Origin of the sequence: Xenorhabdus budapestensis (assembly GCF_002632465.1) — a bacterium.
Classification (GTDB): Bacteria; Pseudomonadota; Gammaproteobacteria; order Enterobacterales; family Enterobacteriaceae; genus Xenorhabdus; species Xenorhabdus budapestensis.
In genome coordinates this window covers 1-2,002 of the sequence record NZ_NIBS01000078.1, presented here as the reverse complement: position 1 = coordinate 2,002, position 2,002 = coordinate 1, and the positions used below count along the sequence as shown (strand labels likewise).

2 pseudogenes are annotated in these 2,002 nt (G+C 40.0%); both read right to left on the bottom strand.

From position 1 onward, the window contains the following. Positions 1-313 precede the first annotated feature (313 nt). Positions 314-718: pseudogene (locus tag Xbud_RS18865) on the bottom strand (fimbrial protein); the annotation flags it as partial. Positions 719-932: 214 nt separating this feature from the next. Further along, positions 933-1,894: pseudogene (locus tag Xbud_RS18855) on the bottom strand (Tn3 family transposase). Between the last annotated feature and the right edge of the window lie 108 nt (positions 1,895-2,002).

The following is a 2,002-nucleotide window of genomic DNA, read 5'->3' as shown; positions in this document are numbered from 1 at the left end:
ACTCATCAAGGAAAAATGTGTTGTGGTCGTACGCCAATAGAAACCTTATTGGAAGGCAAATTAATCCGGGCTGAAAAAAATCTCACCCAGATTTAATCTGACAGGCACTGCATCAAAGTGGGTGACTGTCAGATCAGGTTTGAACTACTACACTTAAGGTTTTGATCGTCAAGGCACTAAGGCCCCATTTCTACGTAGAAATGTTCAACTTGCCATTTATAGTTACAACATACTTTTAAGGATTCAAAACTACCGATGATGACGTAAAAAATATTTACGTCATCATCAAAAAAAGAGGAAAGAAGTGATTTATTTATTCGTAAGTCAACGTAATTGTTGTTGTTACATCCGCTTTTCCCGGTGTAATCCGTGGGTGAGTTTGAATATAACGTGCTCGCAGTGGAAATGAAAAGTGTGTTACGTATTTAGCATTTGCTTTAATCGGCTTACGTATCTCTACTAGCTGATTATAAAACAAAATTTGCAGACCAATCCCTGTTTCCGTGACGTTGTCACTATTATAATCCAATGCCCAGATATTATTGATGCCACTTTTTGCCGGGCGTCCATCCAGTATTATGTTGACTTTGGCGTTTGGATCGCAATCAAATTCTAAGCGGAAATCTTTTGTCCCTGCGGTACTATTTATACCACGAAACTCACTCGCTCTGATTTCTCCCATATTGACTAACATTGTTTTACGGGTAAGGGAGCAACTCGGAGTTGGAGTAACAACACGTGTTTCTGCTAAACATTAATAGCATTGTAATTCAGAGGATAGAATGTTTTTTAATCGTGAATGAGCTTTTATTCTGTTTTATAGGGGATTTGCGCCCACTCCCTCGATAAGTTCACTATCATAGTTGGCTATTTTTGCCCATCCCCCGATAGGGTTCAAAGTTACTTTTCAAGCCCTTCCACTGTTTATGACTTTAATCTGTAAATAATGTCGTCAGGTCAACCGACTTGACGAACTCACCAACGCTAAATGTTGTCGCTATGTCATTAAACTCAAATCTACCGTAGAAATTAATGTGTTGCCACGCCACTGGCGATATTTTACCCAGCTGTCCCATCTGAAATAAACCGTCAGGATCACCTCTCTCAAGCAAACTGGACAAGAGTTCTGCGTTGAAATAAATAACTGCATTGGCTATGAGTCGGGTACATTCGTGGATAATATGTTGTTCATTTTCACTTTTACATTCATTTTGCCCCCGTTGACATGCGCTATCGCTTTTTTCAATCGGTGGTAAGCTTCACCACGGTTTAATGCTCTGGCAACGTATTGGCGCAGGGATTTATTATCAATATAGTCGAGCATATAGATGCTTCTTATAATATTATCCAGCTCCCACAACGCTTTTTTTGTTTTATTTTGTCGGGCATAAGAGCTTAATTTCCTAACAATGGATGATTGCGTCGTTTCCTTCTGACCAAGAGAAGCCATTATATGTTGAATATTTGGCCACTCTTCGATAATCCGTTCTTCATTCACTTTACGAATAGGCTTAATAAGGAACTCTTCACTGTATTTCCCTGGCGGCTCAAACCCAATGATACCCTCTGTTTTTGTTGGAAAATTTTTATAACGTGGGGCAAACTGATAGCCAAACGCGTATAAAATCCAAAAGTTAACCTGATTAGTGCCGTGGGTATCTACAGAGTGGCGATCGGGATCTATCTCTGTCGTATTATTGTAAAGGAGGTCGAACACAAAATAACTCTCGTGCTCGTGGGTGCCTATTACTTTTGCATTGATTGGCACATGATTACCGACCAGTGTTAACGCTGAAATTCCTTTTTTAAGACCGAAGTATTTTGATGCATATCTTGCGTTGGCTGTATTTCTTTGGCTCTCAAACCGTTGCCCATCACTGCTGGAGTGGATCACATCCGACTCAATATTGATGTGGTTCAATGATTTTGGTCACCGTTATAGAGGTGATATGCTCACTTCGATAATTCAACAGGTGACATGATGAAAAGAAGTTTCAGCCCC